Below are 25815 nucleotides of genomic sequence, written 5' to 3'. Positions count from 1 at the left end.
CTCAGGTCCGCACGGGGCCGGACTGACGGCGGTCGCCTTCGGCGGGCGGTTCGTCCAGATCCAGGTTGATGCCGTTCAGGCGGCGGTCGATGGCTTCCTGGTCGATTTCCGACATGTACAGTTCGTCGTCGAGGTCGTCCTGGTCTTCGTCGCGACGCACGGCGGCGCGACGCAGCAGCCATGCGATCACGAAGGCGACCAGGGCCAGCACGGCGGTCAGGATGATCAGCAGATTGTCGGACAGCCATGAAGGCAGGCCGGACGTCCCGTCCTGGTTCTTGGCGCCGGGGGACGCGTCGGGGACTGCGTTGCCGGGGCCAGTCGTGATGGCCGGGCTGCTGTCCGTTGCCGCGCCCGGCCGCGCGGACGAGCCTGAGGTGCCCGGCTGCGTGGTGGCAGCGCCCGAAGCCGGAGCAGCGCCGGCGCCAGGCGTCGAAGCAGTCACGCCTGCGCCTGAAGACGGCGCGGCTGCACCGCCAGCACCGGCGGGAGCAGTGCTCCCGGTACCGGTGGAAGCAGCCGGCCCGCCGCCGGCGCCCGCATTCGCGGCGCCGGCTGCCGAGTTCGAACCACCGGCACCGGCATTCGGTGTGGTCACGCCGGCACCGGGAGCCGATCCGGCACCGGAGGCGCCAGACGGCGTGATGCCGGTGCCCGCCGTACCGCTGGCGGCGCCCCCGGTCTGCGCCGACGCGCCGCCCGCCGTGGCGCCGGAAGTACCGGCGGTTCCGGCCGTGCCAGGCGTACCCAGATTCGACGCGTCGCCGGAGATACCCTGCGTGGCGACGCCCGGCGTCGGCGTGGCGGCGTTGCCTTGTGGAGCTGGACTGCCGGAACCCGCCGGCGCGCCGGCAGCCGAACCAGGCTGCTGTGCTGCACCAGGCTGCTGTGCGCCACCGGGCTGCGCCGCGCCCCCCGGCTGCGCGGCACCGCCAGCCTGTGCGAGCGTATCTCGCCGCGCGCCAGCCGTGCCCGCGGCACCACTGCCCGCGCCACCCAGCCCAGGCAAGGCAAGGCCTCCCGGCTGCCCGTTCCCGGCCGTATTGGCGCCCGTGTTGCCCGTACCGCCGGCCTGGGCGCCACGCTCGCCGCCCTGCTGTGCCGACCGCGCGGCCAGGGCATCGTTCAGATCCTTGACGTTGCGTTCGAGTTGATCGACCCGCTGCTGCGCATCCTGCGAGGCCTTGGCGATGGACGTCTGGGCATCGGCCTGGGCTTGAGCCTGGGCTTCCGCACTGCCCTGCCCGGCCTGTCCGCTGGACAGCCGTAGCCGATCCTGGGGCGGAGGCTCGGGCGTGACGGGGGCTTGCGCCGCGCCGACCTGGCCGGCGCCGCCGGACCCCGCAGCCGAAGCCGCGGCGCCGCGCGCCGCCGCCCCGGCCAGGCTGGCTCGATAGCGCGCGTACGCTTCCTGTTGCTGGATGAAAATCCGCCGCGCTTCGGCCGGATCGATGGCGCGCACGGTCGCCGCATCGGGCACGACCAGGGTCACGCCGGCCTTCACCAGATTCATGTTGTTCTGGAGGAAGGCATTCGGATTGGCGCGCCACAACGCCACCAGCATCTGGTACAGCGTCGTCCCGGCGATCGCGTTGCTTTGCGCGATCCCGTACAGCGTATCGCCGGGCCGCACCGCCACGGCGCCGCCCCCGCGCGCGGAGCCGGCGCCGCTGCCCACCTGCGCCTGCGAGGTCAGGCCCGGGAAGCCGCCTGCGCTTTGCATCATGCTGACCTGAACCTGCCGCTGACCTTCGCTGGTGCCCACGTTGAGCAACAGGTCCACCACCGGACCCTTGGCCGCTTCCGGGGAGCTGATGCGCAGGTTGCGCCGCGTCGGATTGCCGCCGCCTTCCAAGCGCAAGGTCATGCTGGACAGCGGCACGGGAGGCGTGACCCCGGCCTGTTCCCACGCGCTGGGATCCGCCAGCGATGCCATCAACGACCGCTGTTCGTCAGGCGTCAGCTCGGAAATGCCGACCAGCACCTGCAGGGGCGCGTTCGGCGCCGACACGATGCGGCTGTGCGCCATCCTGAAAGCATGAGCGGGTGCGCTGGCGGCGCAACCCAGGGTCAGCGCCACGGCGAAGCGCATTGCGTTCCGGCTTGATTTGGACGAAGGGCGCAGCGAGCGTAGCGTCATAGCCTGTTTCCGCGAAGGCGGGCAAAGCCGCGTTTAAAGATGTCCTGAAATGGCGAGGGCACCCTGGGTGCCCTCGGTACCCTATACCGCCTGTTGCGGGCGGCGCCTGCGATCAGGCTTCCGCGAGGGCGATCCGAAGCATACGGCGCAGCGGTTCCGCCGCGCCCCACAACAACTGGTCGCCCACCGTGAAGGCGCTCAGGTACTCGCCGCCCATGGACATCTTGCGCAGGCGGCCCACCGGGATATCGAGCGTCCCCGTCACGGCCACCGGCGTCAGGGCCTCCACCGTGGCTTCCTTGGTATTGGGAATGACCTTGGCCCATTGCGTACCGCTGGCGATGATGTCGCTGATTTCATCCAGCGGCAGGTCGCGCTTCAGCTTGATGGTCAGCGCCTGGCTGTGGCAGCGCATGGCGCCGATGCGCACGCACAGGCCGTCCACGGGGGTAGCGGCCGTACCGAACCCTTCGCCGCGGCCCAGGATCTTGTTGGTCTCGGCCCCGCCCTTCCATTCCTCGCGCGACACGCCGTTGCCCAGGTCCTTGTCGATCCAGGGGATCAGGTTACCGGCCAGCGGCACGCCGAAATGCTCGCGCGGCAGCGTGGGATCTTTCTGCTTGCCCAGCACGCCCCGGTCGATGTCCAGGATGGCGGAAGCCGGATCGTCCAGCAACGGCCTGACCGATTCGTTCAGGATGCCGAACTGCGTCAGCAGCTCGCGCATATGCTGCGCGCCGCCACCGGAGGCCGCCTGGTAGGTCATGGACGTCATCCATTCCACCAGGTCGTTGTTGAACAGGCCGGCCAGGCCCATCAGCATGCAGCTGACGGTGCAGTTGCCGCCGATGAAATTGCGCACGCCGCGCTTGAGCGCCGCGTCGATGACGGGCCGGTTGACCGGGTCCAGGACGATGATGGCGTCTTCGGCCATGCGCAGCGTGCTGGCGGCATCGATCCACAGTCCCTTCCATCCGGCGCCACGCAGCCGCGGATAGACCTCGCTCGTGTAGTCGCCGCCCTGGGCCGTCACGATGATGGGCAGTTTTTTGAGCGTATCGATGTCGTAGGCATCTTGCAGGGCGTCCGCGCCTTCGGCCCATTTGGGAGCCGCCGCGCCAGCGTTGCTAGTCGAAAAGAAAACCGGCTCGAACAGCGCGAAATCGTTTTCTTCGCGCATGCGTTGCATCAACACCGATCCGACCATGCCACGCCAACCGACGAGGCCCACTGCATTGCTCATTTCGTACGCTCTTGAATGTCAGGGATAGAGGAAGAGAAGGAAATTCGCGGGAAAACGTCCTAAAAGACGCTTATTCGCGGGACAAACCGACAATTTATCAGAAAGCACGCCCTCGTCGCTCCGCTGACGGCGCGACGAGGGCGTCCCCGATACTACGCGATGGCGATTTAGGGCGCCAGGGCTTTCAGGACGGCATCGCCCATTTGGGCGGTACCGACCTTGGTGGTGCCCGCCTCGTGGATGTCCGCGGTGCGCAGGCCCTGGGCCAGCACCGCGCGCACGGCCGCCTCGATGCGGTCGGCGTGCGGCGCCAGATCCAGCGAATAACGCAGCATCATCGCCGCTGACAATATGGTGGCCAGCGGATTGGCCACGCCCTTGCCCGCGATGTCCGGCGCCGAGCCGTGGCTGGGCTCGTACAAGCCCTGGCCACTGGCGTTCAAGGACGCGGAAGGCAGCATCCCGATGGAGCCCGTCAGCATCGCCGCTTCGTCGGAAAGGATGTCGCCGAACAGGTTGCCCGTGACGATGACGTCGAATTCGCGCGGCGCGCGCACCAGTTGCATGGCGGCATTGTCCACATACATATGGGACAGGGCGACGTCCGGATAGTCGCGCGCGACTTCCGTGACGACTTCACGCCACAGCTGCGAAGTCTCCAGCACGTTGGCCTTGTCCACGCTGCACAGCTTGCGACTGCGCTTGCGCGCGGCCTCGAAGCCGATGCGCGCGATGCGGCGCACTTCCGGCTCGCTGTAGCGCATGGTGTCGTAGCCTTCACGCTCGCCGGCGAAGTTGCCGTCCGGCGCGCTGCGCACGCCGCGGGGCGTGCCGAAGTAGATGTCGCCCGTCAGCTCGCGCAGGATCAGGATGTCCAGGCCGGACACCACTTCCGGCTTGAGCGACGAGGCGTTCGCCAGTTCGGGATACAGAATGGCGGGACGCAGGTTGGCGAACAGGCCCAGCGATTTGCGCAGGCCCAGGATGGCCTGTTCCGGGCGGAATTCGCGCGGCAGGCTGTCGTACTTCCAGTCGCCCACGGCGCCGAACAGCACGGCGTTCGACGACTGCGCCAGCTCCAGCGTGGCCGGCGGCAGCGGGTGCTCGAATTGATCGAAGGCCGCGCCGCCCACGGCCGCCTCGCGCACTTCCAGGTCCAGCTTGAGCGCGCTCAGCACGCGCAGCGCCTGTTCGACGATTTCCGGGCCGATGCCATCGCCGGGCAGAACCGCAATCTTGTGTGTCATCAATCTTCCAGAAAAATAATCTTTACGCGCTCAAGCCAGGGGCCGGCTTTGCAGCCAGGGGTGGCGCGCCAGCCGTTCGGCTTCGAAGGCGCGAATCTTGTCCGATTGGCGCAGCGTCAGCGCGATATCGTCGTAGCCGTTGACCAGGCAGTACTTGCGGAACGGTTCGATCTCGAACGGAATGCCGCGGCCTTCCGGCGTCAGCACCACCTGCTGTTCGAGATCGATGCGCAGCTTGTAGCCGGGAAAGGCCTTGACCTCATCGAACAGGCGCGCGACGTCCAGCTCCGACAACACGACCGGCAGCAGGCCGTTCTTGAAACTGTTGTTGAAGAAGATATCGGCATAGGACGGCGCGATGATGGCGCGAAAGCCATACTGCTGCAGCGCCCATGGTGCGTGCTCGCGGCTGGAGCCGCAGCCGAAGTTCTTGCGGCCCAGCAGGATCGAAGCGCCCTGATAGCGCGGCTGGTTCAGGATGAAATCCGGATTCAGCGGGCGCTTGCTGTTGTCCATGCCCGGCTCGCCATGATCCAGGTAGCGGATCTCGTCGAACAGGTTGGGGCCGAAGCCCGAGCGCTTGATCGACTTCAGGAACTGCTTGGGAATGATCAGGTCGGTGTCGACGTTTTCGCGGTCGAGCGGGGCCACCAGGCCCTCGTGATTGGTGAATGCTTGCATGATCTTTAGCGGAAATTCCTGACGTCAACGAAATGGCCGGCGATGGCCGCCGCGGCCGCCATGGCGGGGCTGACCAGATGGGTGCGTCCGCCCTGTCCTTGCCTGCCTTCGAAATTGCGATTGGACGTGGACGCGCAGCGTTCGCCGGGCTCCAGCCGGTCGGCGTTCATCGCCAGGCACATCGAACAGCCCGGTTCGCGCCATTCGAAACCGGCTTCGCGGAAAATCTTGTCCAGGCCTTCGCGTTCGGCCTGCTGCTTGACCAGGCCGGAGCCGGGTACCACCATGGCCTGTTTCACATTCGAAGCCACGCGCTTGCCGCGCGCCACGGCGGCGGCGGCGCGCAGGTCCTCGATACGCGAATTGGTGCAGGAGCCGATGAATACCCGGTCCACGCGGATATCGGTGATCGGCGTGTTGGGCTTCAGGCCCATGTAGTCCAGCGCGCGCTCCATGCCGCTGCGGCGCACGTCGTCCTTCTCGCGATCCGGATCCGGCACGCGGCTGTCGACGGACAACACCATTTCGGGCGAGGTGCCCCAGGTGACCTGCGGCTTGATCTGGCGCGCATCGATTTCCACGACGCGGTCGAACTTGGCGTCCGGATCCGAATGCAGGGTGCGCCAGTATTGCACCGCCTGGTCCCACAACGGCCCGACGGGCGCGAAAGGACGGCCGCGGAAGTATTCGATGGTCTTGTCGTCGACGGCGATCATGCCCGAGCGCGCGCCCGCTTCGATGGCCATATTGCTGACGGTCATGCGGCCTTCGACCGACAAGGCACGGATCGCCGACCCGCCGAACTCGATGGCGTGGCCGGTGCCGCCGGCCGTACCGATGACGCCGATGATATGCAGCACCACGTCCTTGGCCGTGCAGCCGAAAGGCAGTTCGCCTTCGACCTTGATCAGCATGCTCTTGCTTTTCTTCATCAGCAGCGTCTGGGTGGCCAGCACGTGCTCGACTTCGGACGTGCCGATGCCGAAGGCCAGCGTGCCGACAGCGCCATGGGTGCTGGTGTGCGAATCGCCGCAGACCACCGTCATGCCCGGCAGGGTCGCGCCCTGCTCCGGTCCGATGACGTGAACGATGCCCTGGCGCAGATCGTTCATCTTGAATTCGGTAATGCCGTACTTGGCGCAGTTGTCGTCCAGCGTGTCGACCTGCAGGCGCGACACGGGATCGCTGATGCCCTGCTCGCGATTGATCGTCGGCACATTGTGATCGGCGACCGCCAGGTTGGCGTCCAGGCGCCAAGGCTTGCGATCCGCTAGCGTCAGGCCTTCGAATGCCTGCGGGCTGGTGACTTCATGGACCAGGTGCCGGTCGATATACAGCAAACAGGTGCCGTCGGATTCTTGATGGACGACGTGCGCGTCCCAGAGCTTGTCGTAAAGGGTTTGGGCCATGAAAAGTCACCGAACAGGGGAAACAGCCAAAAAAGAAGACCATGTCGCGTACAACGACCGGGTAATCCATTATGCGCTGGCTCCGAACCTAGTACAACGGCAGCATCAATACTAGTACATCCAGTACCACGTTGATCGCCGTGTTACTTCCCAGCCTTGGCCTGCTGGTACAGCGGCATCACCTGCTGCGACGCGGTCTGCAGGTCCGAGATGCGGGATTCCGCCGACGGATGGGTGGACAGGATCTCGGGCTGTTCCTGGCCCTTGGAGGCCTGTGCCATCTTGCGCCACAGTGAGATCGCCGCGGAAGGGTCGTAGCCCGCGCGCGCGGCTAGCTCCACGCCCATCCGATCGGCTTCCGCCTCGTGCGTGCGGCTGTTCGGCAGCGTAAACATGACGTCCGACAGCTTGCCGCCCAGGTCGGACACCGCCGTGGAGCCCGTCACCACGGACAGCACGGACAGGCCCACGCTGGTGGCCATCTGCTGCGAAACCCGTTCGCGCGCGTGTTCGCGCAGCGCATGCGAGATCTCGTGCCCCATGACGGCGGCCAGTTCGTCGTCGGTGGGCTTGATCTGGTTCAGCAGGCCTGTGTATACCGCGATCTTGCCGCCGGGCATGCACCAGGCATTGATCTCGTCGGAAGAAATGACGTGGACCTCCCAGCCCCAGGACGTGGCGTCCGGACGGAACACGCCCACCTGCGCGATGAGGCGTTGGGCGATGGTCCGCACGCGCGCTACCTGTTGCGCATCCACGTCCAGCAGGTTCTTTTGCTTGGCCTGGGCCAGGATGGTGGCGTATTGCTTGTCCGCCTCCTGCTGCAGGTCCTGCGAGGAAACCAGGCTGGACATGTACTGCTGCCGGTCGACGCCGACCGCGCCGCCTTGAGTGGTATGCACGCTGGCGCAGCCGCCCACCAGCGACACGGCCAGGACGCCCGCGCCCAGCAGGAGGCGCGGACGGCGGCCAGGATTTTTGTGATCAATCATGTCCGAGTCTCCAAGTTTTGCTTAGTGTCGGCGACGGCCTCCGCCAGGGCCGGCACCCGCCAGTCAGGCTGTCCGACGCCGCCCGGCTCACCGGATGGCGATGCGCGGGCGCCGCGCCGTCAACCGCATTGTCCGCGATGTCGCAGGGCGTGATCCATCAGGACCAGCGCCAGCAGGGCCTCGGCGATGGGCGTGGCGCGGATGCCTACGCAGGGGTCATGCCGGCCCAGCGTCTGCACACTGGTCGGATTACCCGCGCGATCGACCGAGCGACGTTCGACGCGGATGCTCGATGTGGGCTTGATCGCCAGCGAAACGGTAATGTCCTGGCCCGTGGAGATTCCGCCCAGCACGCCGCCGGCATGATTGCTCAGGAAGCCCTGGGGGGTGATCTCGTCGCCGTGCTCGGAACCGCGCTGGGTCACGCAATCGAAACCCGCGCCGATGGAAACCGCCTTTACCGCGTTCAAACCCATCATGGCGTGCGCGATGTCGGCGTCCAGCCGATCGTAGAGGGGCTCTCCCCAACCCGCCGGGGCGTTCTGCGCCACCACCTCGACCCGCGCGCCGACCGAATCGCCGTCGCGGCGCAGCTCGTCCATGTAGGCCTCGAGTTGGGCCACGATGCCGGCGTTGGGCGCGAAAAAGGGATTGTCGGGCACCGCGTCCCAGCTTTCGAAGGGGATGGGGATGGGCCCCAGCTGGCTCATGTATCCGCGGATGCGCACCCCATGCGTGGCCGCCAGCCATTTCTTGGCTATGGCGCCCGCTGCGACGGTCGGCGCCGTCAGCCGGGCGGAGGAACGTCCGCCGCCGCGCGGATCGCGCACGCCGTATTTGTGGAAGTAGCTGTAGTCAGCATGGCCAGGGCGGAAGGTGTCGACCAGGTTCGCGTAGTCCTTGCTGCGCGCGTCGGTATTGCGGATCAGCAGCCCGATGGGAGTACCGGTGGTCGCGCCTTCGAAGACGCCGGATAGAATCTCCACCTGGTCCGGCTCCTGGCGCTGCGTCACGTGCCGCGAGGTTCCCGGGCGGCGACGGTCCAGTTCGGCCTGGATGTCCTCGACGGACAGGGGCATGCCGGGGGGGCAGCCGTCCACCACGCAGCCGATGGCCGGCCCATGGGACTCGCCGAAGTTTGTAACGGTGAAAAGCTTGCCTAACGTATTGCCGGACATAGTTGTTCTGGATGCGAAGCGCGCCGGGACGGACGCGGGATTGATGCGATTATGACACCCGCGCCCGGCATCGCCCATTCCGTTGCAAGCCGGCGTCAAACAGCGATAAACGCTGCACACAAAGAGACGGACGGCAACAAAACTCCGATCTTCGGCAACTCAGCGCGATTATTCGTTGTTGATGCATGCCCGCCCGGACCCCAAAATGTTAACCCGCTGAAAATCCCGGATGCTTTTTGTATCAGGCGGCCTTGATTGCGCCCTCTAACGTCCCGCATCCATGTCTTTTCGCATGCGTAACGCAGGCCGGACGGCAGCTCGCGCCGGCCCCTGAGTTGTTCGTTGCGCTGCGCTTACCATCCAGGCAGGAGTAGGACAGCATGTACGAACGTTCGACCGCGCAGTACGAGACCACCCGCAGCCCGACCGCTCCCTGTCGGCCGTCTGCCCAATCGGCCCGTCCGACGCGGGCCTGACGCCTTGCACCGTCCAGCGCACCCATGACACCCCCGCAACCCGCGACCGCCAAGGAGCCCGCCCTGCCGCAGGACGAGACCTGGCACGCCGCGCCCCCGAGTCCCCGGCGGCGCGGGCTGGCGGTCGCGCTCGTGACCCTGCTGGTCGCCATGGCCTTGCTGGCCCTGGTGACGGGCGCGACGCTGTTCGCGCAATCGCGGGTGGTGTCCCAGCCGGGCGGCGCCGACAGCGGCCTGTACAGCTACCGCCTGGTGTCGCAGATGAACCGACTCATCGCCGACGCCCAGAAAACCGTTGCCGGCGGCGACGCCAGGGAATTCGTACAGAACCTGCAAGCGCTGGCCACCTTCGTCAATCCCGGCACCGCGGAAAGCGCCCCCGGCGTCGCCCTGGTGCGCTCGCTGCCCGCGGCGCGCGTCGACGTGCAGATGCTGGACGACCGGCTGCGGACCTGGCGCGACGCGGCCGAGACCGGCGACCCCAACCGCATACGCGCCGCGGCGCAGGATCTGGCTGACCACGCGGACGAAGCCCGCCTGTTGGTCGACCGCCTGGGCGGGGCCGTCTACCAGGCGCAGCGCGGCGACAGCACCCAGCACAACACGGCGGTGGCCGACGGGTTCAAGCGGCTGCAATGGTCGTTTGTCGGCCTGCTGTTCTGCAGCGGGATACTGGCAATCTGGCTGCTGGTGCTGAACCGCCATGCGCGCCATTTCAACCAGCGCATGGCGCAGGCCAACGCCCGGCTGGAATCGGCGGTCGCGCATCGCACCCGCCAGTTGGTCTGGCTGGCGAACACGGACCCCCTGACCGGGCTCAAGAACCGGCGCGCGTTCATGGAGACCGCCGAGGCGCAGATCCTGCAATGCCGCCGGTATCCGCACCCGCTGGCGGCGCTGCTGATCGACATCGATCACTTCAAATCGATCAACGACCGCTACGGCCACCATGTCGGCGACCAGGCGATCCGCCGCGTCACCGACACCATCACCAATACCCTGCGCGACAGCGACATCATCGGCCGCTTCGGCGGCGAGGAATTCGCCGTGCTGATGCCGCACACCGACCTGCCCGCTGCCCTGGTGGCGGCGGAACGCCTGCGCCAGGCCGTCGCCGGGATGAAGATAGGCCTGCTGGAAGGCGGCCCGCTGAGCATGACGATCTCGCTCGGCCTGGCGATGCATGAGCCCGGCGTGTCGCTCGACACGCTGTTGATGCGCGCCGACATGGCCCTGTACCGGGCCAAGAGCGGCAGCCGCAACCGGGTCGAGGTATACGGCCGCGAGCGCGAAGAACTCGCGCAATAAGCGTCATTGCGGCGCCCTGCCGCACCCGTACGGCCTGCGATCCGCGAAAACACCCTAAACTATGCGCGCCTATCCCGGCAAAGTGGTACGGCGGCCGGCATGGGCCTGCCCCCAACGATGGAACGCGCAGCCCTACCTATGTCCTTATTGCGACAATTGCTCGTCAGCGTCGCCGCGGTCACGGCGCTGCTGCTCATCGGCTCGCAGATGCTGAACATCGATGCGGCCCGTCGATATCTTGGCGACGAGCTGCGCGCCCGCGGCGAAATGGCCGCCGCCACGCTGGCCGCGGTGTTCGGCCGGGATCCCGCCGCCGACGAGAGCACCTGGCGCGCGGTGGCGCAGGACATTTTCGCCAGCGGCGCTTATCGGCGCATCGAAGTGCACGGCGGCCTGGCCTTCGAGTACGTCAAGCAGGAGCTGCCTGGCGCGGTGCCCGACTGGTTCGCCTCCCTGATCGCCCCCCGCCCGCCGGCGGCGTCCCGGCCGTTCAAAACCACGTCCGGGGTGGCCGGCACGGTCACCGTCGTGGCCGACGACACGGAGGCGCTGCGGGCGCTGTGGCGGCATTCGGTCGGACTGGCGCTGCTGGTGGCTTTCGCCGGGCTGTGCTGGCTGGTCTATGCCAGGGGGATGGTGCGCTGGCTGCAGAAACGGGTGCTGCACGGGATCAGCGCGCAGGTGCGGGCCCTGGCGCACGGCGACCCCGCCCCGCCGGTCGCCCTGCCGCCCTGGCGCGAGGTCGCAGACGTCGCCGACGCGCTTGCCGAGGCGCGCGAAAGGCTGCGCATGACGGCCGAGGAAGCCCACGCGCGCATCGAATCCCTGCAGCTGGAATTGAACCTGGATCCCGTCACCCGGCTGCCCAACCGCAAGTACTTCTTCAACGAACTGCGCCGTGCCCTGACCGGCGGCACGCAGGCGCCGAACGCCGAATCCGGTCACGTGCTGATGTTCCGCCAGCGCGACCTGGCCGCCATCAACCGCCATATGCCGCGTGACATCACCGACCAGTGGCTGCGTTCGGTGGGTCTCAGGCTGGACCAGAAGCTGGGCCGGCACCACGTACCGCCATATCTGCTGGCACGCCTGAACGGCTCGGATTTCGCCTTGCTGCTGCAGGGCGTTGCGGCGTCGCAGGCGGCGCCGCTGGCGGACGAACTGCGGCACGAGCTGCGCGCCCTGCGCGTGTCCCTGGGCGAGAACCAGTGGTGCCGCTGGGCCCTGGCCACAGCGCCGTACGCGCGGGGCGACCGCGCCAGCGAATTGCTGGCCCTGCTCGACCACGCGCTGATGCGCGCGGAGAGCGCCGATACCGACTCGCCGGTCAGGGCGGAATCGCCCGGCATGGCGGAAGCCGCCGGCGAACTGCAGTGGCGCGATACGCTGGTGATGGCCCTGGAACAGCACCGCTTTTCGCTGGCGTCGCAGGCGCTGCTGGGCGCGGACGGCGCGACGCTACGTCACGAGGGCACGTTGATGTTGCACGACGCCGACGCCCAGGGGCCCCTGCCGGCGCACATCTTCATGCCGGCGGCGGTGCGGCTGGGGCTGTCGCCCGAATGCGATATCCAGGCTATACGGCTCGCCTTGGACTGGCTGGTGTCGCATGGCGGCACGCTGTCGGTCGCACTGGCCCTGCCGTCGCTCGGTCAGTCCAATTTCCTGTCGCGGCTCGGACAGATGCTCAGGGACCGTCCGGCCCAGGCCGGCCGCCTGGTGCTGGAAGTGGAAGCCCGCGGACTGCTGGAAAACTTCGACCATGTGCGCGCCCTGTGCGCGGTGGTCTGCGATGTCGGGGCGCGTATCGGGGTCAGCCACCTTTCGGACGACTTCAACGTCATGACGCGCTTGCACGAATTGCCTGTGGCCTACGTCAAGCTGGGTGCATCCTTCGTGGACGCCATGGCCCGCAGTCCCGGCAGCCGGCATCTGGCGACGTCGGTTCGCGAAACGGCGAAAGGCCTGGGCGTGGAGGTCTACGCGGATGGCCGCGCGGACGAGGACACCACCGCGTTCCTGGCGCGCCAGGGCATCGCCGTGATCGCCCATCCCATCGAAAGCCTGGCCGCCTGAGCCGCCGCCTGGCTGTCTTCGCATTGGGCGCATAGGCGCATGCCGCTATACTTCCGCGCAAACTAACGCCAGGTGCCGCGCGAACCCTTCGCGCTGCTCGACGCTCACCGCACCGGCCTATTCGAAGTCTGCATGAACCACGATTCCTGGTATCCGGCCGTCGCCGGCGCGCTCTTGAACTCGCACCGAGCCAGCCTGGCCGGCCTGGCGGCCGCCGTCGTGATCGCCATCATGCTGATCGCTGCCAGGCGCCGTACCGGATTCCCGCTCATCGCCACGCTGTTGCTGCTGCTGTCGCAAGCCGCGCGCGTCGCTTTGCTGTGGGGGCTGCTGACCGCCTGGGTACCCCAGTCCGCGCAGGCAGGCGCATCGGCAGCCTGCCTGGGCCTGGGCGCCAGCGCCGTCCTGTGGATGGCGGGACATGCCCTGCGCCGGCGCGGACTTCGCCTGTGGTGCGCGATTTTCAAGATATGCGCATGGGTGGCGGCGATCGCCGCGCTTGGCGTCGGCTTCGCCATCGATGCCGCGGCCTTCTACGCGCAGATGGCGCCGGCAGCCATACCGCCGGCATTCGCCGTGCTCGCGGCCGCGAGCGGCGGTATCGCCCTGCTGGTCGTGCTGGCGGCTGCCGCCGCGCCGGCCAGGCGCAGGACCAGCGACGCGGGATCGGCGCTGGGCCGGCCTCCGGCCGCCACGCGGGTGGAGGCGAAAGCCACGCCGGCATCGCTGGCGGCCGGCCAGCGGGAAATCGAAGCGCGGCTGTCCATGCTGAACGAGGTACTGGAGCGCCAGCGCCAGATGAACGCACTGCTGTCGCACGAAATGCGTTCGCCCGTGGCCACCATCAGCGCCGCCGTGCAATCCCTGGAAATGGTCCTGGAAGGCAGCGACGAACAGATCGACAGCCGCCTGCAGCGCATCGGGCGCGCGGTGGCCCGGATCAGCGAACTGATGGACCAGTTGCTGGTGCAGGAAAGCGCCTACGATGAAGCTGTCGCGCCGCGCCACGAAGTCGTGGATCTGGCCCGGCTGGCTGCCGACGTGGTGGCCTCGATCCAGAACGACGTCGCGCACCGCCTGCAGCTGGAGGCGCCCACGCCGGCGCCGGCATGGTGCGACGGCCCGCTCACGGGGGTCGTGCTGCGCAACCTCATCCACAACGCGGTGAAGTACTCGCCGGCCGACCAGCCTATCGTGATCCAGGTGGGAACGGTGACCAGCCCAGGCGAGCGCACCGCCTGGATCACGGTCGCCGACCGCGGGCCGGGTATCGAAAAGGAAGATCAGGCGCGGATTTTCGACCCGCATTTCCGTCGCGCCGCCCATCGCGAAACCAAGGGCCTGGGCCTGGGCCTGTTCCTGGTACGCAAGATCTGCGAACGCCAGGGCGGCACGTTGACGGTCGAAAGCGAACCGGGCAAGGGCGCGCGCTTCACGATCGCGCTGCCCATAAGCAAAGTGCGCTAGCGGACCCCTCAGGCCGCGAACACGTAGCCCTGCCCGCGTACGGACAGCACCGGCAGCTTCATGCCGCTGGACTGCGCCTTGGCGCGCAGGCGGCTGACCAGCACATCGATGCGGCGCAATTCGAATTCGCTGGGGTTCGCCGGGCTGAACAGCTCCGACAGCGCCTGGCGGCTCACGACGTTGCCGCTGGCTTCGATCAATGCATTCAGGAAAACGCGCTCCTGGGCGCTCAAGTGCAGGCTGCCACCGTCCGGCGACACCAGGATCCAACCACCGTCCTGCAGGCTCCAGTTCTGGTTGCCGCGTTCCGCCACCGGCTGCGGCGCGGAACTGCGCGACAAGCGCATCCGGCGCGCCAGGCTGCGAATGACGGAACTCAGTTCCAGGAGATCGACCGGCTTGGTGATGTAGATGTCTGCGCCGCCTTCCAGTCCACGCACGCGGTCTTCCAGCGCGCCGCGCCCGGTCAGCATGACGATGCCGACGGCGTGCAGCGCGCGCAGCCGCGTCGCGACCGAGAAGCCATCCTCCGCACCCTGCACATTGGCGTCGAGGATAACGACGTCGCAAGGCTGGCTTTCCATATGGCGATAGAAATCGGCCGCGCTGGCGCAGGCGAAGTTCACGCGAAAGCCGTACCCACCCAGCCCCAGCTTCAGCTCTTCCCGAAAGTCCGCATCATCCTCTAACAGACCGATACATAACACGCCGTCTGCTGCTTGCGTTTGCACGATATATCCCCGGAAATCGGCCTATGGATGACGTGTCCACAGGGCCCTGCCGCTCGAATAGCAGAATGCCGCCTGGGCAGCGGCGTAATTCTAACATTGGTAACAATGCGAAAGCGGCGCCCAAAGACCGCAACTATAAGAATTCGTCTCTCATAGTTGCGACTCCTCCCCACTCACGAGAATGCCCCAAACTTCCACACATTGCAACAATCGATACACTCCTTATCGCAAAGGACGCAGTTTTCGCAACTTTCGTAGCGTAGAAGCCGCGTTCAGGATGAGCAGCTGACTTCCAGGTCGTTTGCCCAATCCGGGGGCAGGCCCGCGTACCGGACGAACTCCGGCCGTTCGGTAAACGGGTCGCGCAGCACCTGCATCAGTTCGTCGATAACGCTGGCGTCGCCTTGCGCGGCGGCGCGTATGGCCAATTCCGCCAAGTGGTTGCGCAGCACGTACAGGGGATTGACCCGATCCATCGCCTCGGCGCGCAGGTTCGCCTCGCGCGGCGCGCGCTCGTGGTGGCGCCACAGGCGCTGCAGCCAGGCGCCGGCGGCCTCGCGATCGATGAACAAATCCTTGAAAGGCTGGACATCGCCGCGTACCGCGGTGGACAGGCGGCGAAACGCCAGCGTGAAATCGGCACGCTGTTCGTGCATCAGCCGCAGCAGGTCATCCAGCAGCGGCTCGTCGTCCGGAAGCCAGCGCTCCAGGCCGAGCTTGGCCGCCATGCCGTCGTGGAAGGCGCGGCTGAACACGGCTTCGTAGCGGTCCAGCACCGCCTTCAGGGCGTCCGCATCCTGCACCACGCTGTTGAAGCTGCCCGCCAGGCGATAGAGATTCCACAGCCCCACCGAAGGCTGGCGATTCCATGCGTACCGCCCTTCCGAGTCCGAATGGTTGCAGACGTGGTCCAGGCGGAACCCGTCCATGAAGCCATAAGGACCGTAATCCAGGGTCAGCCCGAGGATGGACATGTTGTCGGTGTTCATGACGCCGTGGGCAAAGCCTACGCATTGCCATTGCGCCATCAACCTGGCGGTGCGCACCATGACGGCGTCCAGCAGGCGTACCAGTGGCGCATTGGCGGCCGCGCTTTCGCCTGCCACCGGCCGCCGGCATTCGGGGTAGAACCGGTCGATTACATAATCGGCCAGTGTCTGCAGCATCTCGGGCTGGCGGCGCGACGCCCAATGCTCGAAAGAGCCGAAGCGGACGAAACTGGGCGACATGCGGGTCACGATCGCCGCCGTTTCCACGGTTTCCCGATATACCGGGTCATCGGAGGCGACGAGCGCCAGGGCGCGGGTGGTCGGTATCCCCAGGCCATGCATGGCCTCGCTGGCCAGGTACTCGCGCACTGACGAACGCAGGACGGCGCGGCCGTCGCCCATGCGGGAATACGGGGTCATGCCGGCGCCTTTCAGCTGCAGCTCCCACGAGCCATGTGGACCATCGACCTCGCCCAGCAGATGCGCGCGGCCGTCGCCCAACTGGCCCGCCCAGACGCCGAACTGGTGGCCACTGTAGACCGCCGCCAGCGTGTCCCCACCCGGGAGCGGCGCCCGACCAGAGAACACGTCCAGGAAGGCCTGGGTGCGCAAGGCTTCCGGCGCCAGCCCGATCAGGGCGGCGGCGTTCTCGTTGGCATGGACCAGCCGGGGCGCATTCAGCCCTTGGGGCTTGAGCCGGGTGTAAAAAGCCGCCGGCAGCGCGGCGAAAGAGTTGCTCATCGGCAACTCCTCCAGCGTCATGGCCAGGGGTGTGAGGACGGGCAATTCGGAGACTTCGGACATAGGTTTCTACCCTGCCAGGGATACGATCACGGAATACGCGCCGCTATTGTGCGGCGCAGCATCGCCTGCTGAGACAGGCTGCCGGGGCAGCCCGCACGGATCAGGAGGCCGGGGATCCACGCCGGCGGGCCGCCTGCTTGGCGGGCCGCACATACAGCACGGCGCAGATGAAGAATGCCAGCGACAGTGCAAGTTCCGCGCCAGCCAGCATGGCCGAGAGCGTGGTGGTGTCGGACATCACCCGCACCGCGCCTTCCATGACGTACAACAGTATCAGCATGGATGCCCACTGATAGGTATACACGTTGCCCCGGGCGACACCACGCAAGGGTAGCAGCAGGGGCACGGCTTTCAGGACCAGCCAGGAACCGCCCGGCCGCACCGGCGCCGCCACGGTTTCCCACACGACGCACAACAGCGCCAGCGCGACCAGGGCAAGGACGCAGGCAAGCCGGAGGTTACGGTTGAGTTCGATATCCATGCTGCTATTATCGCCGCATGAAAGCGCCCGTCGAAACGGCCGCCGCGGAAGCGGGGCTGGAGTCTCCGAACCACCGAGCTTCGTGGGTAAGCCGGGTGGCGCGGGTGCTACGTTTCGCCTCGCAGCGCGCGGGTGAGGAACAACTGCTCCAGGTTGCGTCCAGCCTCACCTTTACCACCGTCCTGGCCATCGTCCCCATGCTGGCGGTTGTGCTGTCGCTGTTCACGGCGTTTCCCGTATTCCAGGAATTCCGGATCGCGCTGGAAGACTTCCTGACGCACAGCCTGATGCCGCCGGCCGTGTCGGACAACATCATGAATTACCTGAACCAGTTCGCCCGCCAGGCCAGCCGGCTGACGGCCATAGGCGGTGGACTGCTGCTGGTCACGTCGATCCTGTTGATCATGACGATCGACAAGACCTTCAACGATATCTGGCACGTGACCCGCCAGCGCCCCCTATCGCAGCGCGCCCTGATGTACTGGGCAGTGCTGACGCTGGGCCCGGTGGTCGCGGGAGCCAGCCTGTGGGGCACGTCTTTCCTGGCGCGTGAATCGCTGGGCCTGGTCAGGGACGTGCCCAATATCGTCGGGCTGGCCGTATCGTTCCTGCCGCTGGCGCTGACGGGCCTGGGCTTCGCCGCGCTGTTCGTCGTGGTCCCCAACCGGCGTGTGCTGTGGACCGACGCACTGGCCGGCGGCTTCGGCACCGCCATCGTGCTCGAGCTGATGAAATCGGCCTTCGCCTACTACCTGACGCGTTTCCCCACCTATACGGTCATCTACGGCACCTTCGCCACCCTGCCGATTTTCCTGCTCTGGATCTACCTCTCCTGGCTGGCCGTGCTGTTTGGCGCCACCGTCGCCGCCAGCCTGCCGATGATCCGCGTGGGGCGCTGGGACATCAACCGCGAACCGGGCGCCACGTTCATCGACGCGGTCGAGGTATTGCGATGCCTTTATCGCAATATGGGCAACAACCCGCCGGGCCGCAGCGCCAGCCGCCTCGCCGTCGATTTGCATCTACATCATGACGAACTGAATGCCGTGCTGGAAGCGCTGGCCGACCTGGGCATGGTGGTCCGCACCCAGGAACAGCGCTGGATCCTGGCCTGCGATCCCCGCCGCGCGTCGCTCGCGCCGCTTTTCGACCGTTTTCTGCTCGATCGCCAACAGGGGCGGCTGCGCGAATCGCCGGAGATACTGCGCACCGCCCGCGCCATTCTCACGACGAATGCTGCACCGACGCTGGAAGATCTCATGCAGGAGGCGCAAAATACGGGCAATGGCTCGGCGGACGTCGTGAAGATCGAGGCCGTCAAAAAATAAGCCTGGGCGCCAGCCCATGGAGGACATCATGTTGAAAGTCAGCGAAATTCTTCGCGTCAAGGGCGACACCCTGTACACGGCCTCGCCGGACACTCCTGTCAGCAAGGCCGTGGAAACTATGAGCCTGCAGGACATCGGCTCGCTCGTCATCATGGAATCCGGCATGCTGGCCGGCATGTTGACGTTCCGCGAAATCATCCAGCACCTGAACCGCAACGGCGGCACGCTGGGCACCACCACGATCCGCGCCATCATGGACGACGCGCCGGTCAGCGTGACGCCCAACACCAGCGCGGACGAAGTGCAACGCCTGATGCTGGAAAAGCACGCCCGATATATCCCCGTCATGGACGGCAATATGCTGATGGGCGTAATTTCCTTCTACGATATGGCGCAGGCCATCGTCAATGCGCAGCGCTTCGAGAACAACATGCTCAAGGCCTACATTCGCGACTGGCCCATGGACGAGGAAGGCGCGGCGTCCAAGGAAATGTGACGGCTAGCCCAGTTCCACCGTTTCGGCGCGCTGCGCCGTGGGGTGGGAAACACTGCGCCAGGCTTCATAGATCAACGCCGGATCGTCCGACTTCAGCGCGGCCGCGTCCGACAGCATGCGGCGCCAGCGACGGGCGCCGGCCTGGCCGTTCACCAGGCCCAGCAGGGGCCGCACCAGCACACGCAAGGGAACGCCGCGCGCCACGGCCTGCGTGGCGTAGCGCGTCATGGCATCGACGACCTGCGCGTCGCCCGGCAAGCGGATGCCGGGCCAGAAACGCATGGAAAGCTCCGACAGCACCCGCGGCGTATGCCAGGCCGCGCGTCCCAGCATGACACCGTCGAAGCCGGCGGACGCCTGCGCGGCGGTCTCGGCATCGCCCAGGCCGCCATTCAACACCACCACGCAATCGGGAAAGTCGCGTTTCAGCTGGGCAGCGGCGTCGTAGCGCAACGGTGGGATTTCACGATTGTCTTTCGGCGAAAGGCCTTTCAGCACGGCATTGCGGGCGTGCACGATGAAAACGCGGCAACCGGCGTCATAAAGCTTGCCCACGAAATCGCGGACGAAGGCATACGACTCGTCGTAATCCAGGCCGAGCCTGTGCTTGACGGTCACCGGGACGTCGACCGCATCCTGCATCGCCTTGACGCAGTCGGCGACCAGATCCGGCTCGGCCATCAGGCATGCGCCGAAGGCGCCCCGCTGGACACGTTCGGAGGGACAGCCGCAGTTCAGGTTGATTTCGTCGTAGCCCCAGCGCTGTCCAAGCCGGGCGGCGTGGGCCAGGGCGTCCGGCTCGCTGCCTCCAAGCTGCAGGGCGACGGGGTGCTCGGCGGTGTCGTAGTCCAGGTGCCGGGCGACATCGCCATGGAGCAAGGCGCCCGTGGTGATCATTTCGGTATACAGGCGTGCGCGTGGCGCCAGCAGCCGATGAAAATAGCGGCAATGGCGATCGGTGACATCGATCATGGGCGCGACGCAAAGCCGCCAATCGGAAGCAAGCACGGACGGAACCTGACGGGAGGATGCGGCCATTTTAGCCGCTGCGCGGGGTATCGGCGCCGGGTGGTCTAAAATTGCGCCGCCGCTGCATGGCGCGGCCGCCGATCTCCGACAACCTTCGCCGCATCCTACATGGCCGTATTCACCTCCGTCTCCGACGACGACGCCCGCAGCCTGCTGACGCAATTCGAGCTTGGGGAACTGGTTTCCCTGCAGGGCATTACGGCCGGGATCGAAAATACCAACTATTTCCTGACGACGACCGCCGGCGAATACGTGTTGACGGTGTTCGAGGTGCTTACCCGTGAACAACTGCCCTTCTATATCGAGCTGATGCACCAGTTGGCCGATCGCGGCGTGCCGGTGCCACAGCCGCAGACGAGCCGGAATGGCGCCCGCCTGGTCGACATGCATGGCAAGCCGTGCGCCATCGTGACCCGCCTGCCGGGCGGCTACGAACCGGCGCCCGGGCCGCTGCATTGCGCGCTGACGGGCCGCACGCTGGCCCTGGCGCACCTCGCGGCGCGCGACCTGCCTCTGCGCCAGCCGAACCTGCGGGGACTTCCCTGGTGGCGCGAGACCGCGCCCAAGGTCCGGCCTTTCCTGGACCCGGCCCAGGATGAACTGCTGCGGCAAAGCCTGGACGAGCAGATCGCCGCGGCGGCGAGCCCCTTGTGGCCGAGCCTGCCCGGCGGGCCCGCCCATTGCGACCTGTTCCGGGACAACGTGCTCTTCGCCGGCACGTTCGAGACGCCGTTGATGGGCGGTTTCATCGATTTCTACTTTGCCGGCTGCGACACCTGGTTGTTCGACGTGGCGGTCAGCATCAACGATTGGTGCATCGTCCGAGAAACCGGGCAGATCGTGCCGGAACTCGCGCAGAGCTGGCTCAGCGCCTATGCGCAGGAACGGCCGTTCACGGAACAGGAGCGGCAGGCCTGGCCCGCCATGCTGCGCGGCGCTGCGCTGCGCTTCTGGCTGTCCCGGCTTTACGACTTCTATCTGCCGCGGCCCGCGCAGACTTTGAAACCGCACGACCCACGGCATTTCGAGCGAGTGTTGCTCGCGCGCCACCGCGAAACACCGCCGACCTTGCCCTGACGCGGGCTGGCTCCATAATTCAAGCATGACTATGTGCTTGGCAGCATAAGCAAAGAGGAAAATGCAAGCAGCATCCTTACCAGCAACCGCCGGATGGCAATGGGCGCGAGAGGGATTCCGGCTGTTCATGCGTCAGCCGCTGGCGTTGTTCACCTGGTCGCTCGTCGTCAGCCTCTTGTTGCTGTTCGCAATGTTCACGGTGCCCATCGGCCCGCTCTTCTGCACCGCGTTGATGCCCTGCGTCACGTTGATGACGCTCTCGGCCTGCAAGCACATCGACGCCGACCGCACCATGCTGCCGTCCATGTGGCTCAAGCCCCTGCAGAAGCCCGGCGTACTGAAGAAGCTGCTTATCCTCGGCGGCCTGTACGCGGGCCTGTGCATGCTGGCCGGACTGATCGCGTTCGTACCGTTTTCCAATGAACTCGCGGACGGCATCCGGGCGGCGTCGGTCACCAACGACTACGTGCCGTTCTTCGAGACGCTGCATACCGCCTTGCTGATCTTCGGCACCCTGTACCTGATCATCGGCGCCCTGTTCTGGCATGCGCCGGTGCTGGTGGCCTGGCACAACGTCAGGTTGTCGCAGGCGCTGTTCTTTTCCGGTGTCGCCTGCTGGCGCAACAAGTGGGCCTTCCTGGTGTACGGACTGACCTGGGCGGCGGTATTCCTGGGCATCGATTTCTGCGCCAGCACCCTGATTTCCCTGGACGTCTCGCAGACCCTGGTCAATACGGTGCAGGTTCCCGTCAGCATCGCGGCGTTCGGCGTGCTGTATAGCAGCTTCTATCCGGCCTATACCTCCGTGTTCGAGGTCGACGGCGCCGGCTTCCAGCTCGACGACGGACACGGCACGCAGGCATAGCGCCACCCGCCAGGGCCGCAGGGCCGGGATGACGGCCGCCACGCGGCCGCTCCGGTCCAGGAATACGACGTCCAGCGCGTATTTCATCCCGCAGGTATGGACCGCGCGGCAGGGTGATAGCCACAAGGCGATGCCGGGTCGCGGCCGACGCCGGCACAGCAAGCCGCGCAGGCGTCCGCACCATTTTTTCACACGCACTATCCGCAGGCGGCAGCCACGCGTCCCGGTCGGCGTGCCCAGGACGCCTGTCATTGCAGCACCTGCCAGAATTGCACCGCGATCGGAAAGGCCAGCACGACGAACGTGCACGGGAAGATGCAGCAGACCAGGGGGAACAGCATCTTGACGGGCGCCTGCATGGCGAGTTTTTCCGCCCGGTGGAAGCGTTCCGTGCGTCGACGCTCGGATTGTGCCCGCAGGATCGGCCCCAGGCTCATGCCCGAGGCGTCGGCCTGGGCCAGTGCGGTTGTCAGCGCGCGGACGCCCGGCAAATCGACGCGATCCGACCACGCGTACAACGCCTGCAAGCGGGGTAGCCCCGCGCGCATATCGGCCAGCGCGCGCAACAGTTCGTCGCGCAGCGGGCCGTCCGGCCCCTGCTCCGCCGCCTGCGCCAGCGCGCCCTGGAGATTCAGGCCCGATTCCACGCAAAGCGTGGTCATGTCCATCAGGAACGGCAGTTCGCGCGCCATGCGCACGCGGCGCCGCGCGATCTCCGCGCGCAACCACAGGCAGGGCATCGCCGCGCCTGCAAGGCCCGCGCCACACACCATGGACGGGAACACGAGGCGATCCGGACCATCGGCCACACCGAGCAGCAGCGCCATGGCAGCCGCCGCGCCCGCGGCCGCGCACAGCCACTGGGCGGCTACTACGTGGCCGACGCCCAGGGCGCCCGGCATCCCGGCACGCAGCAACTGCGCGGCCAGGCGCTTGCGGCGGCGCCAGGACAACAAGGGGGCGACCACGGGCGCCATGGCGTCCAGGCAGGGCCAGGCGGCCCGCCAGGCCGGCGGCAGGCGTCCCACCACGGGATGCGCCCGCCCGGCGGGCCGGATCAACGGGCGCAGCAGGAAAAAAGCCCCCGCCGCGAACAGCGCGGCCATCGCCATTGCCAGGACATGCATTGCCTTGCTCCTGTTCAAACGTCGATACTGACGATGCGCCGTATCCACATGATGCCGGCCGTCTCCAGCATGGCGATGACGCCCAGGGCCGCCCATCCGGCCTGGCTATGCCACAGCAGCGACATCGACGCGGGATCCAGCAGGGTCAGGACCACCGCCAGGCAGGGCGTCAGCGCGCCGACGATCCAGGCCTGCAGCCGGCCTTGCGCCGTCAGGGTGCGGATGCGTTCCTGCAGTTGCAGACGCGCGGACAGGACGGCCGCGATTCGGTCCAGCGCCTCGGCCAGGTTGCCGCCGGTATGCGCCGCGATACGCAGGGCCGCCACGACCAGGCCGGTCGCCTCCCCCGGCATGCGCGCCCGCAGGTTCCGTAAGGCCTGGTCGAAGGAAACACCCAGGCGCTGCTCCCGCAGGAGCAACCCGAACTCCTGCGACAGCGGGGGTTCGCAATGCTCCACCAGCTGGCGCAAGGCGCCCGCCAGGCTGGTACCGGCACGAAGGCTGGAACCCAGGGCCAGGAGCATGTCGGGCAGTTGCGCGTCGAAGCGGCGCTCACGGCGACGCCTCAGGAACCCGATCAGGATCTGGGGCGCCCGGATCGGCGCCAGCCCCGTGGCCAGCGCGATCGCGCCGCTGCCGCTCGCCGCGTAGGCCGCCAGAGCGACGGCGAAGCAGCAGGCCAGGTTGGCGGCCCACAGCTGGCGCGGATCCACGAAAAGAAAGACTTCGCCCAGGCGCGCGCCGGCGGTGTCGGTATAGACCTGCCGATAGCGCGACCATGCCAAGGCGAGCCAGCCGTAGGCGCCCCAGCAGGCTACCGCCGCGCAGCAGGTCGCGGCCAGCGCCGCCAGCCATATCATGGCGCGACCGTCCGTGGCATGCCGCGCGCCCGCCGCGTCCGGGCGGACTCGGCATAGGCGCTGGCGCCTTCCATTGTCTCGTCGGCCAGCGACGGCGACGGTGGCAACGACGGCGTACGGCCCGTGAACAGCGCGGGATCGAGCGGACGGCCGGCCTCACGCCATGCGTCGGCGAAGGTGGGCATGGTGCCACAACCGGAGAATCCGCCGCGCGCCGGGCCGCCCTCGTGGACGAATAGCGGCTGGGTCTGGATACGGCCCGCTTCCATGCCCGTCACTTCGACGATCGCCGTCACCAGGCGCCGGCCGTCGGGCATACGGGCCTGCTGCACGATCAGATGGATGCTGGACGCGATGTGTTCGCGCACCGCCGCCAGCGGCAGGTCCATGCCCGCCATGAGAATCATGGTTTCCAGGCGGCCCAGCGCGTCGCGCGGGCTGTTGGCGTGCAGCGTGGTCAGCGAACCTTCATGGCCGGTGTTCATGGCCGCCAGCATGTCGAAGGCCTCCGCCCCCCGGCATTCGCCCACGACGATGCGGTCGGGCCGCATGCGCAGGGCATTGCGTACGAGGTCGCGTATGGCGATGTGGCCGCGGCCTTCCATATTCGCAGGCCTGGCCTCCAGGGCGACGACGTGCGCGTGGCGCAGGCGGAGTTCCGCGGCGTCCTCGATGGTGATGATGCGTTCGCCGCCCGGGATGGCATTGGACAGGATGTTCAGCAGCGTCGTCTTGCCGGATCCAGTGCCGCCGGACACCACGATATTGACGCGCTCCGCGACGCAACGTGCCAGGAAGTCCGCCATGGACGGGTCCAGGGAACCGCGCAGCACCAGGTCTGGCATGCCGAGCGCCCGCTGCGGAAACTTGCGTATGGTCAGGGTAGCGCCCTTCAGCGCCACGGGCGCGACCACCGCATTCACGCGCGATCCGTCGGCAAGGCGGGCATCCACCATGGGAGAGCTTTCGTCGATGCGCCGCCCTATCGGCGCCACGATACGTTCCAACACCCGCAATACCGCCTGTTCGCTGCTGAATGCCGCCGCATGGCGGACCAGGCGGCCATCGCGCTCCACGTAGATTTCATCGTGGCGGTTGACCATGATTTCCGTGACGCCGGGATCTTCAAGCAAGGGCGATAGCGGACCGAAACCCAGCGCTTCGTCCAGCACTTCGCGCATCAGCGCGTCCGGGTCGACGCCGGCGGGAATCTGCGTATCCTCGCGAACGAGGGCCGACAGCCGTTCGGCGGCTTCGCTGCGCAACAGGCTGTCGCTCATCTTCGCGACGTCGCGGCGTCGCAGGTCCAGCGCGTCGAGCAATGCGGACTGCAATCGCTGCCGATGCGGAAGCAGGTCGATGGCGGGTCTGACGTCCGTCACGTCCGTCACGTCCGTCATGTCCGTCATGTCCGTGTCCAGGCCATAGGCCTGCCTGTCGGCGGCGACGTCGCGCAAGGTGGTTTCGGACAGGGGCATGGCGACCGCAGCGGGCGGCAGCGCCTGCGCCGCCATGGGAAGGAACGGTTCCCGGCGCACCTTCATCAGGCAAGGGCCGACCAGGACCTCGTCATTCGACGTCAGGGGTCCGTACCGGGCAACGCGCCTGCCGTTGACCAACGTGCCCGATAGCGTACCTGCATCCTCGATCACCACATCCTGTCCGGAAACAAGGAAGCGTGCGTGTTCGCGCCCTACGCGCCAATGCCGTATGCGTATCCCGCAGTGGGGCGCCCGCCCCAGCACGACGGGAGGCTGCACACGCACGATCCGGTGCGTGCCATCCTCGAATTGCAGTTCGATTTCCAGCAC

The 25815-nt window shown here is 67.0% G+C and carries 21 protein-coding genes and 1 pseudogene; 7 read left to right on the top strand and 15 right to left on the bottom strand.

Features of this window, described 5'->3' with window-relative positions; genetic code table 11:
* Position 1 precedes the first annotated feature (1 nt).
* The 7 genes from CAL12_RS09685 to aroC form a co-directional block, all read right to left on the bottom strand.
* Positions 2 to 2140, bottom strand: a complete 2139-nt coding sequence (locus tag CAL12_RS09685) for a FimV/HubP family polar landmark protein (protein ID WP_086064294.1) — start codon at positions 2138 to 2140, stop codon at positions 2 to 4.
* A 112-nt stretch (positions 2141 to 2252) separates the two neighbouring features.
* The gene (gene asd, locus CAL12_RS09680; RefSeq protein ID WP_086064293.1) at positions 2253 to 3383 is read right to left on the bottom strand and encodes an aspartate-semialdehyde dehydrogenase; all 1131 of its coding nucleotides are present in this window, start codon (positions 3381 to 3383) and stop codon (positions 2253 to 2255) included.
* A 167-nt stretch (positions 3384 to 3550) separates the two neighbouring features.
* Entirely contained in the window at positions 3551 to 4630 is a 1080-nt protein-coding gene (gene leuB, locus CAL12_RS09675; RefSeq protein ID WP_086064292.1) for a 3-isopropylmalate dehydrogenase, read from the bottom strand.
* 30 nt (positions 4631 to 4660) lie between these two features.
* Positions 4661 to 5311 carry a 3-isopropylmalate dehydratase small subunit gene (gene leuD, locus CAL12_RS09670; protein ID WP_086064291.1) on the bottom strand — a complete coding sequence of 217 codons (651 nt, stop codon included), beginning with the start codon at positions 5309 to 5311 and terminating at the stop codon, positions 4661 to 4663.
* Positions 5312 to 5316: 5 nt separating this feature from the next.
* Positions 5317 to 6720, bottom strand: a complete 1404-nt coding sequence (gene leuC, locus CAL12_RS09665) for a 3-isopropylmalate dehydratase large subunit (RefSeq protein WP_086064290.1) — start codon at positions 6718 to 6720, stop codon at positions 5317 to 5319.
* A gap of 143 nt (positions 6721 to 6863) precedes the next feature.
* Positions 6864 to 7712, bottom strand: a complete 849-nt coding sequence (locus CAL12_RS09660) for a M48 family metallopeptidase (protein WP_086064289.1) — start codon at positions 7710 to 7712, stop codon at positions 6864 to 6866.
* A gap of 119 nt (positions 7713 to 7831) precedes the next feature.
* The gene (gene aroC, locus CAL12_RS09655; RefSeq protein WP_086064288.1) at positions 7832 to 8890 is read right to left on the bottom strand and encodes a chorismate synthase; all 1059 of its coding nucleotides are present in this window, start codon (positions 8888 to 8890) and stop codon (positions 7832 to 7834) included.
* Positions 8891 to 9390: 500 nt separating this feature from the next.
* On the opposite strand from aroC, the gene CAL12_RS09650 reads away from it, so the two are divergent.
* The 3 genes from CAL12_RS09650 (at position 9391) to CAL12_RS09640 (ending at position 14217) form a co-directional block, all read left to right on the top strand.
* Positions 9391 to 10674 carry a GGDEF domain-containing protein gene (locus tag CAL12_RS09650; protein WP_086064287.1) on the top strand — a complete coding sequence of 428 codons (1284 nt, stop codon included), beginning with the start codon at positions 9391 to 9393 and terminating at the stop codon, positions 10672 to 10674.
* 138 nt (positions 10675 to 10812) lie between these two features.
* Positions 10813 to 12750: a bifunctional diguanylate cyclase/phosphodiesterase gene (locus tag CAL12_RS09645; RefSeq protein ID WP_198298414.1), complete on the top strand. Its 1938-nt coding sequence runs from the start codon at positions 10813 to 10815 to the stop codon at positions 12748 to 12750.
* Positions 12751 to 12882: 132 nt separating this feature from the next.
* Positions 12883 to 14217, top strand: coding sequence for a sensor histidine kinase (locus CAL12_RS09640; RefSeq protein WP_157792934.1), 1335 nt, complete (start codon positions 12883 to 12885; stop codon positions 14215 to 14217).
* Between the two features lie 8 nt (positions 14218 to 14225).
* Here the strand turns inward: CAL12_RS09640 and CAL12_RS09635 are convergent, their stop codons facing one another.
* From CAL12_RS09635 to CAL12_RS09625, 3 genes are all read right to left on the bottom strand, one after another.
* On the bottom strand, positions 14226 to 14948 hold the full coding sequence (locus tag CAL12_RS09635; RefSeq protein WP_086064284.1) for a response regulator transcription factor: 723 nt from the start codon (positions 14946 to 14948) through the stop codon (positions 14226 to 14228).
* A 272-nt stretch (positions 14949 to 15220) separates the two neighbouring features.
* Positions 15221 to 16699 (bottom strand): protein adenylyltransferase SelO, encoded by a 1479-nt coding sequence (locus tag CAL12_RS09630; RefSeq protein WP_086067782.1) that lies wholly within the window; start codon positions 16697 to 16699, stop codon positions 15221 to 15223.
* 142 nt (positions 16700 to 16841) lie between these two features.
* Positions 16842 to 17222, bottom strand: coding sequence for a DUF2069 domain-containing protein (locus CAL12_RS09625; protein ID WP_086064283.1), 381 nt, complete (start codon positions 17220 to 17222; stop codon positions 16842 to 16844).
* Between the two features lie 17 nt (positions 17223 to 17239).
* On the opposite strand from CAL12_RS09625, the gene CAL12_RS09620 reads away from it, so the two are divergent.
* Positions 17240 to 18550 carry a YihY family inner membrane protein gene (locus tag CAL12_RS09620; RefSeq protein ID WP_086064282.1) on the top strand — a complete coding sequence of 437 codons (1311 nt, stop codon included), beginning with the start codon at positions 17240 to 17242 and terminating at the stop codon, positions 18548 to 18550.
* A 28-nt stretch (positions 18551 to 18578) separates the two neighbouring features.
* Positions 18579 to 19046 carry a CBS domain-containing protein gene (locus tag CAL12_RS09615; protein WP_086067781.1) on the top strand — a complete coding sequence of 156 codons (468 nt, stop codon included), beginning with the start codon at positions 18579 to 18581 and terminating at the stop codon, positions 19044 to 19046.
* Between the two features lie 3 nt (positions 19047 to 19049).
* Here CAL12_RS09615 and dusA read toward each other — a convergent pair whose 3' ends face one another.
* Entirely contained in the window at positions 19050 to 20054 is a 1005-nt protein-coding gene (gene dusA, locus CAL12_RS09610; RefSeq protein ID WP_086067780.1) for a tRNA dihydrouridine(20/20a) synthase DusA, read from the bottom strand.
* A 129-nt stretch (positions 20055 to 20183) separates the two neighbouring features.
* Between dusA and CAL12_RS09605 the strand changes: the two genes are divergently transcribed.
* The gene (locus CAL12_RS09605; protein ID WP_086064281.1) at positions 20184 to 21152 is read left to right on the top strand and encodes a homoserine kinase; all 969 of its coding nucleotides are present in this window, start codon (positions 20184 to 20186) and stop codon (positions 21150 to 21152) included.
* Positions 21153 to 21213: 61 nt separating this feature from the next.
* Entirely contained in the window at positions 21214 to 22017 is an 804-nt protein-coding gene (locus CAL12_RS28400) for a BPSS1780 family membrane protein (protein ID WP_232464758.1), read from the top strand.
* 9 nt (positions 22018 to 22026) lie between these two features.
* Here the strand turns inward: CAL12_RS28400 and CAL12_RS28395 are convergent.
* The 4 genes and pseudogenes from CAL12_RS28395 to CAL12_RS09585 all read right to left on the bottom strand — a co-directional run.
* Positions 22027 to 22269, bottom strand: a pseudogene (locus CAL12_RS28395) (DUF192 domain-containing protein); the annotation flags it as partial.
* Positions 22266 to 23144 (bottom strand): type II secretion system F family protein, encoded by an 879-nt coding sequence (locus CAL12_RS09595; protein WP_086064280.1) that lies wholly within the window; start codon positions 23142 to 23144, stop codon positions 22266 to 22268. The pseudogene CAL12_RS28395 and the gene CAL12_RS09595, both read right to left, overlap by 4 nt.
* Positions 23145 to 23158: 14 nt before the next feature.
* Positions 23159 to 24004 (bottom strand): type II secretion system F family protein, encoded by an 846-nt coding sequence (locus CAL12_RS09590; RefSeq protein WP_086064279.1) that lies wholly within the window; start codon positions 24002 to 24004, stop codon positions 23159 to 23161.
* Positions 24001 to 25815: an ATPase, T2SS/T4P/T4SS family gene (locus CAL12_RS09585; protein WP_086064278.1), complete on the bottom strand. Its 1815-nt coding sequence runs from the start codon at positions 25813 to 25815 to the stop codon at positions 24001 to 24003. Before CAL12_RS09585 ends, CAL12_RS09590 begins: the two co-directional genes overlap by 4 nt.

It is taken from the genome of Bordetella genomosp. 8, assembly GCF_002119685.1.
Taxonomy (GTDB): Bacteria; Pseudomonadota; Gammaproteobacteria; order Burkholderiales; family Burkholderiaceae_B; genus Bordetella_C.
The sequence above is the reverse complement of the archived record's forward strand: the minus strand, read 5'-3'. Positions and strand labels throughout refer to the sequence as shown.

What these genes read in the sequence shown, in the direction of transcription:
- CAL12_RS09640 (WP_157792934.1), top strand. Translation starts at nt 12,883, where the DNA reads ATGAACCACGATTCCTGGTATCCGGCCGTCGCCGGCGCGCTCTTGAAC.
- CAL12_RS09630 (WP_086067782.1), bottom strand. Translation starts at nt 16,699, where the DNA reads ATGACGCTGGAGGAGTTGCCGATGAGCAACTCTTTCGCCGCGCTGCCG.
- CAL12_RS09605 (WP_086064281.1), top strand. Translation starts at nt 20,184, where the DNA reads ATGGCCGTATTCACCTCCGTCTCCGACGACGACGCCCGCAGCCTGCTG.
- asd (WP_086064293.1), bottom strand. Translation starts at nt 3,383, where the DNA reads ATGAGCAATGCAGTGGGCCTCGTCGGTTGGCGTGGCATGGTCGGATCG.
- leuC (WP_086064290.1), bottom strand. Translation starts at nt 6,720, where the DNA reads ATGGCCCAAACCCTTTACGACAAGCTCTGGGACGCGCACGTCGTCCAT.
- leuB (WP_086064292.1), bottom strand. Translation starts at nt 4,630, where the DNA reads ATGACACACAAGATTGCGGTTCTGCCCGGCGATGGCATCGGCCCGGAA.
- CAL12_RS28400 (WP_232464758.1), top strand. Translation starts at nt 21,214, where the DNA reads ATGCAAGCAGCATCCTTACCAGCAACCGCCGGATGGCAATGGGCGCGA.
- CAL12_RS09595 (WP_086064280.1), bottom strand. Translation starts at nt 23,144, where the DNA reads ATGCATGTCCTGGCAATGGCGATGGCCGCGCTGTTCGCGGCGGGGGCT.
- CAL12_RS09590 (WP_086064279.1), bottom strand. Translation starts at nt 24,004, where the DNA reads ATGATATGGCTGGCGGCGCTGGCCGCGACCTGCTGCGCGGCGGTAGCC.
- CAL12_RS09685 (WP_086064294.1), bottom strand. Translation starts at nt 2,140, where the DNA reads ATGACGCTACGCTCGCTGCGCCCTTCGTCCAAATCAAGCCGGAACGCA.
- CAL12_RS09650 (WP_086064287.1), top strand. Translation starts at nt 9,391, where the DNA reads ATGACACCCCCGCAACCCGCGACCGCCAAGGAGCCCGCCCTGCCGCAG.
- CAL12_RS09620 (WP_086064282.1), top strand. Translation starts at nt 17,240, where the DNA reads ATGAAAGCGCCCGTCGAAACGGCCGCCGCGGAAGCGGGGCTGGAGTCT.
- CAL12_RS09625 (WP_086064283.1), bottom strand. Translation starts at nt 17,222, where the DNA reads ATGGATATCGAACTCAACCGTAACCTCCGGCTTGCCTGCGTCCTTGCC.
- CAL12_RS09660 (WP_086064289.1), bottom strand. Translation starts at nt 7,712, where the DNA reads ATGATTGATCACAAAAATCCTGGCCGCCGTCCGCGCCTCCTGCTGGGC.
- leuD (WP_086064291.1), bottom strand. Translation starts at nt 5,311, where the DNA reads ATGCAAGCATTCACCAATCACGAGGGCCTGGTGGCCCCGCTCGACCGC.
- aroC (WP_086064288.1), bottom strand. Translation starts at nt 8,890, where the DNA reads ATGTCCGGCAATACGTTAGGCAAGCTTTTCACCGTTACAAACTTCGGC.
- CAL12_RS09645 (WP_198298414.1), top strand. Translation starts at nt 10,813, where the DNA reads ATGTCCTTATTGCGACAATTGCTCGTCAGCGTCGCCGCGGTCACGGCG.
- CAL12_RS09615 (WP_086067781.1), top strand. Translation starts at nt 18,579, where the DNA reads ATGTTGAAAGTCAGCGAAATTCTTCGCGTCAAGGGCGACACCCTGTAC.